Annotated in this window: 16 protein-coding genes; 8 read left to right on the top strand and 8 right to left on the bottom strand. The window is 70.9% G+C overall.

Features of this window, described 5'->3' with window-relative positions; translation table 11 throughout:
* Positions 1–26 precede the first annotated feature (26 nt).
* Positions 27–563, top strand: coding sequence for an NUDIX hydrolase family protein (locus tag AC1DWP_RS00315; protein ID WP_477612463.1), 537 nt, complete (start codon positions 27–29; stop codon positions 561–563).
* Positions 564–748: 185 nt separating this feature from the next.
* Complete coding sequence (locus AC1DWP_RS00310; RefSeq protein ID WP_477612462.1) at positions 749–2,290, top strand: hypothetical protein; 1,542 nt, start codon at positions 749–751, stop codon at positions 2,288–2,290.
* Between the two features lie 38 nt (positions 2,291–2,328).
* Here the strand turns inward: AC1DWP_RS00310 and AC1DWP_RS00305 are convergent, their stop codons facing one another.
* Positions 2,329–3,072 carry a lysophospholipid acyltransferase family protein gene (locus tag AC1DWP_RS00305; RefSeq protein ID WP_477612461.1) on the bottom strand — a complete coding sequence of 248 codons (744 nt, stop codon included), beginning with the start codon at positions 3,070–3,072 and terminating at the stop codon, positions 2,329–2,331.
* Between the two features lie 142 nt (positions 3,073–3,214).
* Between AC1DWP_RS00305 and valS the strand changes: the two genes are divergently transcribed.
* The gene (gene valS / locus AC1DWP_RS00300; protein ID WP_477612460.1) at positions 3,215–5,836 is read left to right on the top strand and encodes a valine--tRNA ligase; all 2,622 of its coding nucleotides are present in this window, start codon (positions 3,215–3,217) and stop codon (positions 5,834–5,836) included.
* On the opposite strand, the gene AC1DWP_RS00295 is transcribed toward valS, so the two are convergent.
* The 3 genes from AC1DWP_RS00295 to AC1DWP_RS00285 all read right to left on the bottom strand — a co-directional run bounded on the left by AC1DWP_RS00295 (position 5,767) and on the right by AC1DWP_RS00285 (position 8,216).
* Entirely contained in the window at positions 5,767–6,468 is a 702-nt protein-coding gene (locus AC1DWP_RS00295; RefSeq protein WP_477612459.1) for a hypothetical protein, read from the bottom strand. The genes valS and AC1DWP_RS00295 overlap by 70 nt on opposite strands.
* 120 nt (positions 6,469–6,588) lie before the next feature.
* On the bottom strand, positions 6,589–7,212 hold the full coding sequence (locus AC1DWP_RS00290) for a TIGR03086 family metal-binding protein (protein WP_477612458.1): 624 nt from the start codon (positions 7,210–7,212) through the stop codon (positions 6,589–6,591).
* Complete coding sequence (locus AC1DWP_RS00285; protein WP_477612457.1) at positions 7,209–8,216, bottom strand: sigma-70 family RNA polymerase sigma factor; 1,008 nt, start codon at positions 8,214–8,216, stop codon at positions 7,209–7,211. Before AC1DWP_RS00285 ends, AC1DWP_RS00290 begins: the two co-directional genes overlap by 4 nt.
* A gap of 212 nt (positions 8,217–8,428) precedes the next feature.
* Between AC1DWP_RS00285 and AC1DWP_RS00280 the strand changes: the two genes are divergently transcribed.
* The 5 genes from AC1DWP_RS00280 to AC1DWP_RS00260 are packed head-to-tail and all read left to right on the top strand — an operon-like array spanning position 8,429 to position 12,559.
* Positions 8,429–9,157 carry a DUF4129 domain-containing protein gene (locus AC1DWP_RS00280; RefSeq protein WP_477612456.1) on the top strand — a complete coding sequence of 243 codons (729 nt, stop codon included), beginning with the start codon at positions 8,429–8,431 and terminating at the stop codon, positions 9,155–9,157.
* Between the two features lie 17 nt (positions 9,158–9,174).
* Entirely contained in the window at positions 9,175–9,672 is a 498-nt protein-coding gene (locus AC1DWP_RS00275) for a hypothetical protein (protein ID WP_477612455.1), read from the top strand.
* A gap of 6 nt (positions 9,673–9,678) precedes the next feature.
* Positions 9,679–10,662 carry an AAA family ATPase gene (locus AC1DWP_RS00270; protein WP_477613403.1) on the top strand — a complete coding sequence of 328 codons (984 nt, stop codon included), beginning with the start codon at positions 9,679–9,681 and terminating at the stop codon, positions 10,660–10,662.
* Positions 10,663–10,700: 38 nt separating this feature from the next.
* On the top strand, positions 10,701–12,038 hold the full coding sequence (locus tag AC1DWP_RS00265) for a DUF58 domain-containing protein (RefSeq protein WP_477612454.1): 1,338 nt from the start codon (positions 10,701–10,703) through the stop codon (positions 12,036–12,038).
* Positions 12,038–12,559: a hypothetical protein gene (locus AC1DWP_RS00260; protein WP_477612453.1), complete on the top strand. Its 522-nt coding sequence runs from the start codon at positions 12,038–12,040 to the stop codon at positions 12,557–12,559. Before AC1DWP_RS00265 ends, AC1DWP_RS00260 begins: the two co-directional genes overlap by 1 nt.
* A gap of 108 nt (positions 12,560–12,667) precedes the next feature.
* On the opposite strand, the gene clpX is transcribed toward AC1DWP_RS00260, so the two are convergent.
* The 4 genes from clpX to AC1DWP_RS00240 all read right to left on the bottom strand — a co-directional run bounded on the left by clpX (position 12,668) and on the right by AC1DWP_RS00240 (position 16,192).
* The gene (clpX, locus tag AC1DWP_RS00255) at positions 12,668–13,942 is read right to left on the bottom strand and encodes an ATP-dependent Clp protease ATP-binding subunit ClpX (protein ID WP_477612452.1); all 1,275 of its coding nucleotides are present in this window, start codon (positions 13,940–13,942) and stop codon (positions 12,668–12,670) included.
* A 196-nt stretch (positions 13,943–14,138) separates the two neighbouring features.
* Positions 14,139–14,825 carry a hypothetical protein gene (locus AC1DWP_RS00250; RefSeq protein WP_477612451.1) on the bottom strand — a complete coding sequence of 229 codons (687 nt, stop codon included), beginning with the start codon at positions 14,823–14,825 and terminating at the stop codon, positions 14,139–14,141.
* Positions 14,826–14,867: 42 nt separating this feature from the next.
* Positions 14,868–15,545 (bottom strand): ATP-dependent Clp protease proteolytic subunit, encoded by a 678-nt coding sequence (locus tag AC1DWP_RS00245; protein ID WP_477612450.1) that lies wholly within the window; start codon positions 15,543–15,545, stop codon positions 14,868–14,870.
* A gap of 11 nt (positions 15,546–15,556) precedes the next feature.
* Positions 15,557–16,192 (bottom strand): ATP-dependent Clp protease proteolytic subunit, encoded by a 636-nt coding sequence (locus AC1DWP_RS00240; protein ID WP_477612449.1) that lies wholly within the window; start codon positions 16,190–16,192, stop codon positions 15,557–15,559.
* Between the last annotated feature and the right edge of the window lie 24 nt (positions 16,193–16,216).

Genomic DNA, 16,216 nt, shown 5'->3' with positions numbered 1-16,216 from the left:
GTGGGGTGACTGGTAGAAACAGGGACATGAGCCACCTCGAACTCGGCCGCAGTGAGTCCTGGTTGACCCGCGAGGAGCTCGATGCGGCGCGAGAGCGGTTGCCGATCCTCTATGTCGATGCCGTCCCTGTACGTGTGGACGAGCGGGGGGCGCTCACCGCAGTCGGCCTGCTCCTGCGAGCCTCCGACGGAGCGATCAACCGCGAGCTCGTCTCGGGTCGCGTCCTCTACCACGAACGCGTGCGCGACGCCCTGATCCGGCACATCGAGAAGGACCTCGGGCCGATGGCGTTGCCGCAGATCCCGGCGAGCCCCCTGCCGTTCACGGTCGCCGAGTACTTCCCCACACCGGGCGTCACCCCGTTCCACGACCCGAGGCAGCACGCGGTGTCACTCGCATTCGTCGTCCCGGTCGCGGGCGACTGCCAGCCGCAGCAGGACGCCCTCGACCTGGCCTGGCTCACCCCCGACGAGGCGGTGGCCCCTTCGCTGCTCGAGGAGATGGACGGTGGCCACGGCGCGCTGCTGCGTCAGGCGATGGCCCACCTCGGTCACGCCGTCTGAGCTCGTCGACATCGGACACGCCGTCTCAGCCCGCCGACATCGGACACGCTGCCAGGCGTCATCCGACTCGGTCAGCCCTGTGACCTGCGGCTAAGCACGTCGAGCACCGGATCCACAACTGAAATCGCCAACTCCGGGCCGAACGGCTGAGGCAGACTGACCGTCAACCGGAGGAGAATGGGCGCGTGCCGTGGGAAATCGCCACATACCTCCTCGGCGCCCAGGGGGGCGTCGAGGACGATTTCGCACGACTGTACGCGGCCACCAACCCGGTGCTGATGCGGTACCTGCGCGTCACGACCGACGCTGACCCCGCCGCCCTGTCAGACCTGGCCCTCGGCGCGTGGACCGCGGCACTCCCTCAGCTGATGGCCTGCCCTCCCGATGAGGACGCTTGGCTCGAGCTCATCATCGGCTCGGCTCGGGCCGCCGCGGCAGGCAGCCTGAGGACTGACACCGGGAGCACCGCACCCGAGACCGCCTCGACGACCGGCGACGACGTGGACCACGCCATCGAGACCCTGCGGGCGTGCCCACCCGAGCAGGCGGAGGTGCTCGCGATGGGGCTCGTCGCCAACCTGGATCGCGATGCCACGTCCCGCCTGACCGACCACGAGCCCACTGACGTGCTGGCCCTCGTCCAGAGCAGCGAGCAGCGCCTGACGATGTCGCTCGGGGAGCTGACCGAGGCCCTCCGCGCTCCCGGTCGCGATGGCGAGGTCGCCGACGTGCGGCTCGTCACCCCGCTCATCACAGCAGCCCTCGCTGGTCCGGCACCGACGGCGAAAGGCCCCGCCCACGCTGCGCCCCCCACGACCATCGTGACCGCGGGCGCGGTGGGCGCGGCCATCGGGGCCGAAGCCGGACCGGCCGTGGGCGCTGTCGAGCAGCTCCCCCTGGCCGAGCTACTCGGCCTGGAGGCAGCCGCCACCGGGTCCCCGCCGGCGATCTCCCTGGCTGCCGTCGGGTCTGTGACGGGGGCCCTGAGCCGGCCGGCCCGGGTCGGCGTCGGAGTGGGTGTGTGGGGGCTCGCCGTCGGTGGCGTGGGCATGGCGGCTGCGATGAGCGGTCTCATCACCGTGGCCATCGATGGCCTCTTCGGCGATCACGGAGGGGGTCCGCTCGTCACGGCAGAGGGTCCGGCCCGCCCGGGGTCTCCGTCCTCCGATGGTGACGCCACGACCGAGAACCCACCGGTCGTGCCAGGTCGGCCCGGCACCGACGAGCCACCGGCAACGGGCGGTGGCAGGACACCTCAGACAGTGACCCTGCCGGGACGGTCGAAGGGAACCGAGATCGTGCTGGCGTCCTTCGTCCCCCAGGGCTCGACGCCGTCGACGCCCACCGAGGTCCCGACCACGCCCACCACGCCGAGCACACCGACCACTCCCCCGACCACCCCGCCCAGCACACCGCCGAGCACGCCGCCGGTCGTCCCGCCGCCGAGCGGGCCCGGGGTGTCGGGTGGCAACGGCCACGGCAACGGCCACGCCTCGGCGCGGGAGACCCGCAGGGCCATCCGCCAGGCCAGGGTGAGCGCCAGGGCCAACGACAAGGCCGTCAAAGCCGCCGCCAAAGTCGCCGCAAGGGCCGATTCCAACGCCAACGACAAGGGTCGCGGCAAGGGCAAGGCCCTGGGCCACGGCAAGGCCACGTCGAAGGGGAAGGCGCTGGGCCACGACAAGCCCAAGGCCAACGGCAAGGCAGCCGGACACAACAAGTCCTGAGCACGGGCGCCGACCGTCATCCGGCGCCGCAACGACGGTCAGGTCGTGCGACGGCGGCGGCGGTCGGCAACGTCCATGGCGTCCGCTTCCTCGGGGGTCGGCGCGGTGCCGCCCAGGCGTGCCGGCAGCAGGTGTCGCTCGGAGTCCGGCCACGCCGGATAGACCGCCTGGTCCGTGCGCAGCTGGGCGTCCATGGCTGCCCTCACCCGTGCAGTGGCGGCCACGGCGTTCTCGTCGGCGCCGACCTCGATGGGAGGGCCGACCGTGATGAGCAGCGGGATGCCGTGCCGGCCCATCCGACGGGGCTGCCCCTTGGTCCAGACTCGCTGCGAACCCCAGATCGTGGTCGGCAGCACGGGGACCCCGGCCTCCTGCGCGAGGCGCACGGTGCCGGACTTGAACGCCTTGAGCTCGAAGGACCGAGAGATGGTTGCCTCGGGGAACACCCCGATGATCTCGCCGGCGCGCAGCGCGTCGCGCGCGGCGTCGAACGACCCCAGACCGGCCTCGCGGTCGACCGGGATGTGCTTCATCCCCCGCATCAACGGCCCGGCCACCGGGTTGGACCAGATCGACTTCTTGGCCATGAAGCGCACGTAGCGCCCGACGTCGACACCCGCCAGCCCGGCATACGTGAAGTCGAAGTACCCGGTGTGGTTGATCGCCATCACCGCTCCCCCGTGCCTCGGCAGGTGCTCAGTGCCCTTCAGGGTGATCTTGAGGCCCTGGGCGGCGAACAACGCGCGGGCCAACCCGATGACGGGGGTGTAGACGGGCTCCATGGGGCCACCCTAGGGGTGCAGCAGATCCGCAGGGCGCGCGGAGCGGGCCGGGCAGGCGGACGTGGGCCCTGACGCGGGCCCGGACGCGGCATACCCGCAACCAGTTCGTCACCCAGCGCGGGGGGATGGGAAGATTCACGCCATGACCGATGCACCCACCACGTCCGGCGCCGCCACGATCCCCGACAAGCCCTCGATCGACGGGCTCGAGGACAAGTGGGCGCAGGTATGGCGGGACCAGGGCACCTACGCGTTCGACCGGGTTGCAGCACTCGGGAAGGGTCGCGAGGCGGTCTTCTCGATCGACACCCCGCCCCCGACCGCGAGCGGCAGCCTGCACATGGGGCACGTGTTCTCCTACACCCACACCGACTGCATGGCGCGCTACAAGCGGATGCAGGGCCTCGAGGTGTTCTACCCGATCGGCTGGGACGACAACGGGCTGCCCACCGAGAAGCGAGTGCAGAACTACTACGGCGTGCGCGGCGACGCCTCGCTGCCCTACGCCCCGGACTTCGAGCCGCCGCACCGCGGTGACGCCAAGAGCCTCAAGGCAGCCGACACCCTGCCGATCTCGCGGCAGAACTTCATCGAGCTCTGCGACGAGCTGACGGTCGAGGACGAGAAGGCCTTCGAGTCGCTGTTCCGGAGGATGGGCTTCAGCCTCGACTGGGACATCAGCTACCGCACCATCGACGACCACTCGCGAGCCACTGCGCAGCAGGCGTTCCTGCGCAACCTCGCGCGCGGCGAGGCATACCAGTCCGAGGCGCCAGGGCTGTGGGACGTCACCTTCCAGACCGCAGTCGCCCAGGCCGAGCTGGAGGCGCGTGACTATCCCGGCGCCTACCACCGCGTCGCCTTCCACGGCGAGGACGGTCCGATCTACATCGAGACGACCCGGCCCGAGCTGATCCCGTCCGCCGTGGCCCTGATCGCCCACCCCGACGACGAGCGGTATGCCGGCCTGTTCGGCTCGACGGTCCGCTCACCGCTGTTCGGGGTCGAGATCCCCGTGGTCGCCCACCCGGGCGCCGAGCCCGACAAGGGCGCCGGCATCGCGATGTGCTGCACGTTCGGCGACCTCACCGACGTGCTGTGGTGGCGTGAGCTGCAGCTGCCGACGAGGTCCGTCATCACCCGCTCGGGCCGGATCCAGGCCGAGGTGCCGGAGTGGCTGGTCGGCGGTCCGGGCGAGCAGCTGTTCTCCGAGCACGTCGCGACGAAGACCACCTTCAGCGCACGCGAGGCGATCGTGGCTGCCCTGCGCGAGTCCGGTGACCTCGATGGGGAGCCGAAGCCCACCCAGCGCAAGGCCAACTTCTACGAGCGCGGCGAGAAGCCGCTCGAGATCGTCACGTCCCGGCAGTGGTACATCCGCAACGGCGGGCGCGACGCGGAGCTCAACGCCGAGATGATCGAGCGCGGTCGCCAGGTCTCGTTCCACCCGGCGTTCATGCAGGCCCGATACGAGAACTGGGTGAGCGGCCTGAACGGCGACTGGCTGATCTCGCGCCAGCGATTCTTCGGTGTGCCGATCCCGGTCTGGTACCCGCTCGACGACAACGGCGAGCCGGTCTTCGACAAGCAGCTCGTGCCGGCGGAGGACCAGCTGCCGGTGGATCCCGCGGCCCAGGCTCCCGAAGGCTACGACGAGTCACAGCGCGGTCAGGCCGGCGGCTTCGTCGGCGATCCCGACATCATGGACACGTGGGCGACGTCGTCGCTGACTCCGCAGATCGCCGGTCGCTGGCGCGACGACCCCGAGCTGTTCGCGGGCGTGTTCCCGATGGACGTCCGCCCCCAGGGGCACGACATCATCCGGACCTGGCTGTTCTCGACCGTCGTCCGGTCGCACTTCGAGTTCGGCTCGGTCCCGTGGCGCAACGCCGCCCTGTCAGGGTGGATCCTCGACCCCGACCGCAAGAAGATGAGCAAGTCCAAGGGCAACGTCGTCACCCCAGAGGACGTCGTGAAGGAGCACAGCGCCGACGCCGTGCGCTACTGGGCGGCGAGTGGGCGCCTGGGCGCCGACGCGGCCTACGACACCGGGCAGATGAAGGTCGGTCGTCGCCTGGCGATCAAGATCCTCAACGCCACGAAGTTCGCCCTCTCCTTCGGGGAGGTTGACGGGGAGCTTGAGACGGCCGTCACCAACCCGCTCGACCGCGCCATGCTCGCCCAGCTCGGTGACGTCGTCTCGAAGGCGACCGCAGGGTTCGAGGGCTGGGACCACACGCGCTCGCTCGAGGTGAGCGAGACGTTCTTCTGGACCTTCTGCGACGACTACCTCGAGCTGGTCAAGGACCGCGCATACGGCGGCCAGGGCGAGGCCGAGGCCGCGTCAGCCAGGGCCGCCCTGCGCATCGCCCTCGACGTGCTGCTGCGCCTCTTCGCGCCGATGCTGCCCTACGTGACCGAAGAGGTGTGGTCGTGGTGGCACGAGGGCTCGGTCCACCGTGCCCCTTGGCCGACGACCGCGGACACGGCGGCGGGAGCCGGCGGCGACACGGACGTCCTGACGGCCGTGGGCGAGGCCCTGGCGGGCGTGCGCAAGGCCAAGTCGGAGGCCAAGGTCGGCATGCGTGCCGAGGTGGCCTCGATCGTGCTGGCCGGCTCTGCCGAGTGGGCGGAGCGGGTGCGGCTTGCCGAGGCCGACCTGCGCGCGGCGGGCCGAATCACCGGCACTGTCGACTACGCGGAGGCGGAGATGCCCGAGGTGCGCGACGCCGAACTGATCCCGGTGGAGAAGCCGAAGGCCTGAGCTCGACGAGTTCCGTTGGGCTGCACCGTGATCCACGGAACATCCCAGCCCGCGATCCGCAGCTCACGGCTGGCGAAGCGTCCCTCGTCGAGCAGGGTCACCTGACCGGTCGCCGGGTCGTAGACATCCAGGACGCGGTCACCGTCACCCGGCAGGACGAGGGTGACGTGTCGCGGCAGCAGGCCGTTGCCGATGTAGAGCAGAGCGGGCTCGCCGTCGGCCACGACCTCGACCAGCCGGGCATGGGCCTCCCGGAGTCCCCCCCGCGTGAGCTGCCGCACCGGTCGCAGCTCGTAGTCCGTGCCCCGGCGGGAGGCACCGAACTCGAGCTCCTTGCGGGCGCCCCAGGGTGGCGTGCCCAGTGCGCGCGGCCACGGCAGGTTGAGTCGTCGTCCCCCGGCATACAGGCGGTTGGTGCGCCGCATGACGACGCGCTCGTATGCCGCGAACCGCTCCTGTTCGGTCGCTCCCGCGGGTGCGTCACCGCGCGGGCCCTCACCCGTGGTGATCCAGCGTGCGAAGGCCGGGTTGACGAGCATCCGGGCGACGGTGAGGCAGGCCGACCCACAGGTCACCGGACTCTGCTGGATGGGGCCGATGTCACCGCTGCGCAACCGGAACCCCGAGGACATGGCCCCATCCTCGCGGGTGGGGCCGCAAACTTCTACCGGTCCGGCTCGCGGCAGGGGCGCCAGCACGGGCGCCGGCGGGCTGCCGGCGGGCTGCCGGCGAGGTGCCGGCGGGGGCGAGGCTCAGACCGGTGTGCACCACCGCGCGGACCGGCCAGCGTGGGCCAGCAGGCGCGTCGCGGGCGTCGCCCAGTCCGACACCTCGACCGGCGAACCGAAGCGGAAAGGGCGGTCGGCGGCCGTGATGTGGTCGCGAGCCACCGGCCACAGGTCCATGGCGAGCTCCGGGGGGATGGCCCTGGGCTGGGCGATCGCTTCGGCGACGTCCCATCCGTGGAGGGCGATCTCGAGGGCGCCGACCGCCCCGAGCAGCTCACGGGGCAGGCTGAGCTCGGCCACGTCGATGTCGGCGTCCGCCGCGCCGCCACGCACCGGCTGCCAGTGGCCGAGCAGTCCCCGAGCCCGGATGCAGATGCTGTCGAGGAGGTCGGCGCCCTCGGTCGGTGGCACGGAGGGCACCAGGCTGAGCGAGGTGGCCTGGGCCGCGGCTGCCATCGCCTCGAGCGAGTCGTCCATGTGGCCGAGCAGGTCTCGCAGCAACCACCCGTGACAGGGCGTCGCGCGGTCGAGGTCGGCTTCGGTCACCAGGACCAGGCTGGCACGGGTGTACGCGATGGCCCGTTCGAGCAGCTCCACTGCGCTGGGCGGCCGGCTGTGACCGGTCGCGGCGGGCACCTGCGGCCTCACGAGGGACCGGTGTAGCCGGCCGATAGCGAGGCGGGCAACCCGAACGTGTCGAACAGCGCCGCGTCGAAGAACGCCGCGACGTGACTGACCTTGCCTGTGCGGTCGAGCGTGAGCACCTGGAGGTGGAACGGGGCGAACGACCCGTCGCGCTGACGCATGTAGAGACCGAACGCCGGCTGGCCGTTGGCGCTCGTCGCGACCATGGGCATGTCGTGCTCACCACCGGGGCACTGCGTGTCGATGAGCCGGCCGATGTTCTCTGCCCCGAGGTACCAGCCCGTGAACGGCGGCATCTCCCACACTGCGTCGCGGGTGAGCATCCCGACGATGGCGGTGATGTCCTTGTCCCAGAACGCCTTCACGTAGCGGTCCAACATCTCCTGCTGTTGCGGGTCGAGCTCGGGCTGCACGTCGTCCTGCGTGACGCGAGCCTTTGCGAGCTGGGCGTGGGCGCGCTGCAGCGCACTGTTGACCGCGGCCTCACTCGTCTCGAGCGCCTCGGCGACTTCCGAGGCCTTCCAGCGCAGGACGTCGCGCAGGATGAGAACGGCGCGCTGGCGGGCCGGCAGGTGCTGGAGGGCCGCGACGAAGGCCAACCGGATGCTCTCGCGCTGCGCGACGATGGCGGCCGGGTCGGACGTCTCCCCCGCTACCAGGGGGTCCGGGGCTGGCTCCAGCCAGGACACCTCGGTGGACTCCACCAGCTGGTCGCCGGCACTGCTCGACGGCGTCCCCAGCCCAGCGGGGAGCGGCCGGCGGTCCTTGCCCTCGAGGGCGGTGAGGCAGACGTTGGTGGCGATGCGGTAGAGCCACGTCCGCACGGACGAGCGCCCCTCGAACGCGGCATAGGCCCGCCACGCCCGCAGGTAGGTCTCCTGGACGAGGTCCTCTGCGTCGTGGATCGACCCCGTCATGCGGTAGCAGTGGGCCGTCAGCTCTCGCCTGAAGCCGTCGGTGGCCTCGGGGAAGTCCTCCACGTCAGGCCGCTCGCGCACCTCGGTCATCAGGTCCCCTTTCGTCGTCCCGTCCACAGCCCTCCGAGGAGCTGGTCCGCCCAGCCAGCAGTCCTCCGACCAGCTGGTCCAGCCTAGGCACACCGGTGCCACATGAGGACAGACCCTGCGGGAGTGCAGAACTCATCGCTGCGTAACGAACTGTGCACGGATTGGGGCGATTCGCTCGCCACAGCGGGCCCAGATCCCTAAGGTCGATGACCGTGACGCGACGTGGACTGGGCCTGGGCGTGGGGACGCTGGCAACGCTGTTGCTCGCCGCCTGGGTGTCCGCGGCCGGACCGGTCGGAGTCTTCGCGCGGCAGGATTTCTCCGGCCCCGACTCCAAGGCTCCGGGCGAGGAGTACGGACCCGGCCCCATCGCCTCGGCCACCAACCAGGGCCTGAAGGCCGCACCGGTCCGGACGAGCGACCCCTTGCTGGTCAGCCTGGTCGGCTTCGCGATGAAGCTGGTGCTCGCGGTGGTCGTGATCGTGGTGCTGGTGGCCATCGGACGGGCGCTGCGCGACCGCTGGGCGACGCGCGCCGATGCCGCCGCTCCGCAGGGCACGGTCGACGTCCTCCCCGAGGTCCTGCTCGAGGGCGCCCGCGAGGGCGTGGAGCTCCTCGCCCGGGGCACCCCCGCCAACGCCGTGATCGCCGCCTGGGTGTCGCTCGAGGACGCCGTCCGCAGCGCCGGCGTGAGGGACGACGACTCGCGCACGTCGGCCGAGCTCGTGAGCACGGTGCTGCGCTCGTACCGGGTCGACCGGGCACCGTTGGACACCCTGGCCGCGCTCTACCGCGAGGCTCGGTTCTCCCGTCACCCGATCACCGAGGAGCAGCGCACGACGGCGCGCGTGGCCCTCGTGCAGGTGCAGGCCGAGCTCCAGCGGACCGTCGCCCAGCTCGCGCAGGCCAGGGCTGGCCGAGCCGGGGCGGCCGCACGGTGATCCGCCGCCTCTCCGGCTTGGCACCTGCCCAGCTGATTCTCGTGGTCCTCGGCGTCTCTGTGGCCGTGGGCGCCCTCGCGGTGTCGGTCCCCGTCCTCGGCAACGCGGGGATGCTCCTTGCCGCGCTGGCCATGCTCGCGGCCCTCGCCGTGCTCGCCCAGTGGCTGTGGCAGTCCCGGCAGTCGACGGACTGGGACAACACGTTCACGGAGTCAGCTCCGCCCCGCGGCGCCGACTCGCGGATCAGCCGCCTGGCTGTCGACATCCGTGAAGCCGGTTCGGGCGACTCGGCCTCCGCCGCCCGGCTCCATGCCGCCCTGAGCGGCCTCGCCGTGGAAAGACTGCGGGACCGCCGCGGCCTGACCTTCGCCCAGGGCACGACGCCTGACGACACCACCGCCGACGCCACCGTCGCGCTGGGACCCCAGCTCACGGCATACCTCGCCGGGAGCCCGACCACTCGCGTCACCGCCGCCCAGCTCGCGGCGTTCATCACCACTCTGGAGGAGCTCTAAGTGACCCTGACCCTCGACCAGGTCGCGTCCCGCGCGACCGCCATCCTCGCCGAGGTCGAACGCGCTGTCGTCGGCAAGCGGCAGAGCCTGGAGATCGTCCTGTCCGGCATCCTGGCCGGTGGTCACGTGCTCATGGAGGACTTCCCCGGGCTGGGCAAGACCCTCGCGGCGAGGTCCTTCGCGCAGGCACTGGGACTGGACTTCGCACGCGCCCAGTTCACCCCGGACCTGCTCCCCAGCGACCTGACCGGGTCGTTCCTCTATGACCAGCGCACCCACGACTTCTCCTTCCGCAAGGGACCCCTGTTCACCGGGCTGCTCCTCGCCGACGAGATCAACCGCACGCCGCCGAAGACCCAGTCGGCCCTGCTCGAGGCCATGCAGGAGGGGCAGGTGACGGTCGAGGGCGAGACGTTCGCGCTCCCGAAGCCGTTCCACGTGCTCGCCACGGCGAACCCCGTCGAGTACGAAGGCACCTATCCGCTGCCGGAGGCGCAGCTCGACCGGTTCCTGTTGAGGGTGAGCTTCGGCTACCCCAACGCGGCCGACGAGTGGGAGGTGCTGCAGCGACGGATGGCGCGCCAGCAGGAGGCGCAGGAAGTCGGCGCCGTCACCGACGGGCCCGGGCTGATCGAGATGCAGCAGGCGGTCGAGACGGTCACCGTCGACGAGGGCGTCGGTCAGTACTGCGTGCGGCTGGTCGCCGCCACGCGCACCCACCAGAACCTCCTCATGGGCGCCTCCCCGCGCGCCTCGCTCGCGCTGCTCCTGACCTCCCGGGCGTATGCCGTGCTGCGCGGCCGCGACTACGTCACCCCCGAGGACGTCAAAGCCGTGGCCCACGCCTGCCTCGACCACCGCGTCACCGTGCGCCCCGAGCTGTGGATGAACGACGTGTCCGCCGCCAGCGTCGTCGACAGCGTGCTCACCTCGGTGCCCACGCCCACCGCCACCGCAGCCGGCCCGCGGACCGGTTTCGAGCGTCCGTGACGGCGGTACCCGGACGCCGGCTGGAAGCGCGCTGGCGGGTGACGTCGGCACACATCCGGGCCCTGTTCCTCGGGCTGCTGCTCGTCGGCGCGGGCGTCGTGCTGCGCCGCCCCGACGCCCTCGTGCTCGGGACCCCGTTGCTCCTCGTGGGGCTGTGGGCGACCGCGGTCCGACCGGCGGGGTCGCCCGCAGCGCACGCGGCCGTGGCCCATCCGTTGCTGCGCGAGGGCCAGGCCACCAAGTGGGTCGCCACCATCGCGCCCGGCCCCGGCGTCGAGGAGGCAGGCCTGGTCCTGCTGCCGACGCCCCACACGACGTTCAGCCCCGGATTCCGTGCCGCTGCAACGGCGTTCGGCGCCGACACCGCTGCACCGAAGTCCCTCGAAGTCGTCTGCCAGAGCACTCGCTGGGGCCATCGTCCGCTGGGACCGGCGACCGTGGCCGTGAGCGGGGCGTTCGGCGCCTTCCGGTGGGAGCCCGAGGCCGTCTCCCTCCCGGCGATCCCGACGGTGCCACTGCCCGACACGTTCACGGCCCGCGTGCCCGTCCCACGGCCTGATGGCCTCGTCGGGCAGAACCGCTCGCACCACCCGGGTGACGGCGGCGAGCTCGACCAGATCCGCCCGTTCCGCTTCGGGGACCGGCTGCGCCGCGTGCACTGGCCGGTGTCGGTGCGCACCGGGGAGCTGCACGTCACCGCGACCCACGCCGACCAGGACAGCGAGATCCTGCTGCTCGTCGACGCCATGAACGACATCGGCCGCAGCGAAGGAGTCGGCGGGTCGAGCAGCAGCCTGGACAACGCCGTTCGCGCAGCCGGGGCCATCGCCGAGCACTACCTGCGGACCGGGGACCGGGTCGGGCTGCTCGTGCTGGGCGCCAAGGACCTGCCGCACGTCAAGGCTGCCGCCGGGAGCCACCACCTGCGCCGCCTGCTCGACGTCCTTGCCTGGGTCCGGGTCGCCGACAGCACGGTGAGCGACGAGAAGAGGTTGCGCTCGCAGCTTCGCCACCACGTGTCGGCCGGGACCCTCGCGGTCATCCTCACCCCCGCCATCTCCCCCGCGATCCTGGCCCACGCCGTCTCTCTGTCGCGGCGTGGGATCTCGGTGGTCACCGTCGACACTCTGCCGGCCGACCTCGCCCGACCGGACATCCCCGAGGCCTCGCTGGCCCAGCTGTCCCCAGCCGCCGCCGACCAGCCCACCGAGACCCGGCTGGCGTGGCGGCTTCGCCTCCTCGAACGCAGCCACGAGATGAGCCGGGCCCGTCAGACCGGTGTGCCGATCGTCCCCTGGGCAGGCCCCGGGACCCTCGACCTCGTGCTGCGCGACCTCGGCCGCCGCTCCCGGGCGCCCCGGGTGGTGAGTCGCTGATGTCGCGTTCCCAGCTCGTGCTCCGTGGGGTGCTCGTCAGCGCCTCGCTGGCCCTCCTCGGGCTGACCCTGGCGGCCTCGCCGCACCCGATCATCGTGGCCGCGGTGGTCCTCGTCGCGCTCACCGTCTACGCGGCGGTCGAGCCGGACTCCGGGCTCGTGACGGTCCTGCTCGGTGGCCACGCCCTGCACTGGCTCGCCGCCGTACCCGTCCCGGGCAGCACGACTGCCTGGGCGACCCTTCTCGCCGCGGCCTGGGCGGGCCTGGTCCTGCACCTCACCGCGAGCCTCGCCGCCAGCCTGCCGGGGGCCGTGCCCGTCCCGCGGCTCAGCCTGCGGCGGTGGGCCCGTCGCGGCGCCGTGGTCGCGGCCGCGACGGTCCCCTTCTGGGCGGTGGCGATGCTGTCCGGCCAGCAGGGGGTGAAGGGCGAGGTGTCGCTCACGTATGCCGCGATCGCAGCCGTGGCGCTGCTCACCTTCAGCGTCTGGCTGCTGAGCCGCGACGACAGCCCCCACCACTGACCGGTCTCACCCGACCTGTTGCCACCTGCACGTCACCAGACCCCCCGAACGGGCGGTTGGTGACCACCGGCGAGCATCACGTCGTCGGGCGACGCCGCGGCCAGGGTGTCAGGCGGAGCGCTTGCGGGTGCGCTTGGGTTCCTCGTCGCGCCGAACGATCGTCGGCAGCACGTTGTCGAGGACGACCTCGCGGCTGACGACGACGCGGGAGATGCCCTCGTCGCTCGGGACGTCGAACATCACCGGCATGAGCACCTCCTCCATGATCGCGCGCAGGCCGCGGGCACCAGTGCCGCGCTTGAGGGCCTGATCGGCGATGGCCTCGAGGGCGTCGTCGGTGAACTCGAGCTCGACGTTGTCGATCTCGAACATCTTCTTGTACTGCTTGACCAGCGCGTTGCGCGGCTTGGACAGGATCGTCACGAGCGACTCCTGGTCCAGCGGACTGACCGTGGTGATGACCGGGAGGCGGCCGATGAACTCGGGGATGAGCCCGAACTTCATCAGGTCCTCGGGCATCACCTCGTGGATCGAGTCGGCCAGGTCCTTGGGGTTGTGCAGCTCGGAGCCGAAGCCCAGACCCTTCTTGCCGTTGCGCGACTCGATGAGCTTCTCGAGACCGGCGAACGCGCCACCCACGATGAACAGCACGTTGGTCGTGTCGATCTGGATGAACTCCTGGTGGGGGTGCTTGCGACCGCCCTGCGGCGGGACCGACGCAGTCGTGCCCTCGAGGATCTTCAGGAGGGCCTGCTGCACGCCCTCGCCGGAGACGTCGCGGGTGATGGACGGGTTCTCGCTCTTGCGGGCGATCTTGTCGACCTCGTCGATGTAGATGATGCCCGTCTCGGCCTTCTTGACGTCGTAGTCCGCGGCCTGGATGAGCTTGAGGAGGATGTTCTCGACGTCCTCGCCGACATAGCCGGCCTCGGTCAGGGCGGTCGCGTCCGCGATGGCGAACGGGACGTTGAGCATCTTGGCCAGCGTCTGCGCGAGGTAGGTCTTGCCACACCCCGTGGGGCCGATGAGCAGGATGTTGGACTTGGCGATGTCGACCGACTCGGCGTCCTTCTTGCCGCCCGCCTCGCCAGCCTGGATCCGCTTGTAGTGGTTGTAGACCGCGACAGCCAGGGACCGCTTGGCCACGTCCTGGCCGACCACGTAGTTCTCGAGGAACTCGAAGATCTCGCGCGGCTTGGGCAGCTCGTCGAGGCCCAGCTCGGAGGACTCGGCGAGCTCCTCCTCGATGATCTCGTTGCACAGGTCGATGCACTCGTCGCAGATGTAGACGCCCGGACCGGCGATGAGCTTCTTGACCTGCTTCTGGCTCTTGCCGCAGAACGAGCACTTCAACAGGTCGCCGCTTTCTCCCATGCGTGCCACGCGAAGTCCTCCGGTCTGTCTGACGAGCTGTCTGACGAATGTGCCTGACGGTGCACCCCTCCCCTTCGGACGGGCAACGCTCCGACGCTACAGCGCGAAGTACCGCCTTCGCTCCATTGAAACCGCCGAGTCGGGTGTTCGTCGCCCTTGTCCGCTGAGGGCGGACAAGGCGCCGCCAGGCCGATCGGCCGCCCTCTCAGGCGCGTCGGCGACCCCGGCGCAGCACCACGACCAGCGCACCGACGAGCACCAGGGCGAGCACGCCACCGCCGACCAGGGGCACCAGCCAGGCACCCTCGGGGGCTGCCGAGACGGCGCCAGGGGGCCGCGCTGCCTCGTCGACGAGACCGGGTCGCACGGCTTCGTGGCCCGGGCCGGTGACCTCCCGCACGTCCGCGACCAGCCCGCTGGCCGCCCTGGCTGTTCCGCCGCACAGGCCGGCCCAGAGCGTGTCGCCGCGGGTCTGGGCGAAGACCACGTACTCACGCCCCGGCTGCAGGCCCTCCAGTCCGCACGACGCCCCAGAGGCACTGGAGCTCACGTAGGTCGTCTCCATGGCCTCACCGCGAAACACCTCCGAGACGGCGAACCGGTACGTCACGCTGGGATCGCTCGGCTGCAGCACTGCCGGCCCCGACGGCTTGTCCACGTCCTCGAGGGTGCCCCGCAGCACGACGTCGGACCGATCCACCCACTGCACCGGTGTCGCGGAGGCGCACGAGCACGCCCACGCGGGAGCCGACGGCAGCACCAGCAGGGCGGCGAACATCAGCGGGACGACGAGCAGCGCACGCTTCATGGCGGTCGGACGCACCCCACCAGTGTGCCGTTCCGAGACGCCCACACGCCGGTATGCCGCCCGCTCGAGGTGAGCGGGCGGCATACCGGATGGTGCGCGGTCGGGGACGAAGGCCCCCGGTGAGGGTCAGCCCTCGAGGGTGCCCTTGCGGGACGCGAGGACCTCGTCGATGAGGCCGTACTCCTTGGCTTCCTCGGCAGACAGGATCTTGTCGCGCTCGATGTCGTTGCGGACCTGCTCCACCGTGCGCCCGGAGTGCTTGGCCCACGTCTCCTCGAGCCAGGTGCGCATGCGGAGCACCTCGTTGGCCTGGATCTCGATGTCGGAGGCCTGGCCACCCATGCCGCCCTCGAGGGCCGGCTGGTGGATGAGGATCCGCGCGTTGGGCAGGGCGAACCGCTTGCCCTTGGCGCCGGCCGACAGGAGCACCGCGGCGGCCGAGGCGGCCTGTCCGATGACGAACGTCTGCACGTCGGGACGGATGTACTGCATCGTGTCGTAGATCGCGGCCATCGCGGTGAACGAGCCACCGGGGCTGTTGATGTACATCAGGATGTCGCGGTCGGGGTCCTGGGACTCCAGGACGATCAGCTGGGCGATGACGTCGTCCGCGGACGCGTCGTCGACCTGCACGCCGAGGAAGATGATGCGGTCCTCGAAGAGCTTGGTGTAGGGGTCCAGCCGCTTCATGCCGTAGGAGGTGCGCTCCTCGAAGGACGGCAGGATGTAGCGGCTCGACGGTCCGGGCACCTGCAGACCGCCCTGGCGTCCGCCGTGCATGGAGGGGTTGATGTTGGCGTTCATGTGTCGATCCCTCACTTGTCCCGGGTGACCGGGTTGTCGTCGCTGCCGCCACGGCCACCGGCCTGGGCGGCACTGCTGAACACGTGGTCGACGAAGCCGTACTCCTTGGCCTCCTCGGCGCTGAACCAGCGGTCGCGGTCGGAGTCCTTCTCGATCTGTTCCTTGGTCTGACCGGTGTGCTCGGCGATCAGCTCGGCCATCTGGCGCTTGACGTAGAGCATCTGCTCGGCCTGGATCTTGATGTCGGAGGCGGTGCCCCCGATGCCACCGGACGGCTGGTGCATCATCACGCGGGCGTGCGGCGTGGCGTAGCGCTTGCCGTGGGTGCCGGCGGAGAGCAGGAACTGCCCCATCGAGGCGGCCATGCCCATCGCGACCGTGGCCACGTCGTTGGGGATCCACTTCATCGTGTCGTAGATCGCCATGCCCGCGGAGATGGAGCCGCCGGGGCTGTTGATGTAGAGCCAGATGTCCTTGCCCGGGTCCTCCGCTGCGAGCAGCAGCAGCTGCGCGCAGATCGCGTTCGCGTTGTCGTCGCGCACGTCGGAGCCGAGGAAGATGATCCGCTCCTTGAGCAGACGGTTGTAGATGTGGTCGTCCAGACCACCCTGCGGGCCCTCGCCCGCGGCGACAATCTCGTTCACCATGTCTCCATCACTTGAGGTCCTTGC

Source organism: Pedococcus sp. P2_F6, assembly GCF_056403675.1.
This window is presented reverse-complemented; position numbering and strand designations above follow the sequence as displayed.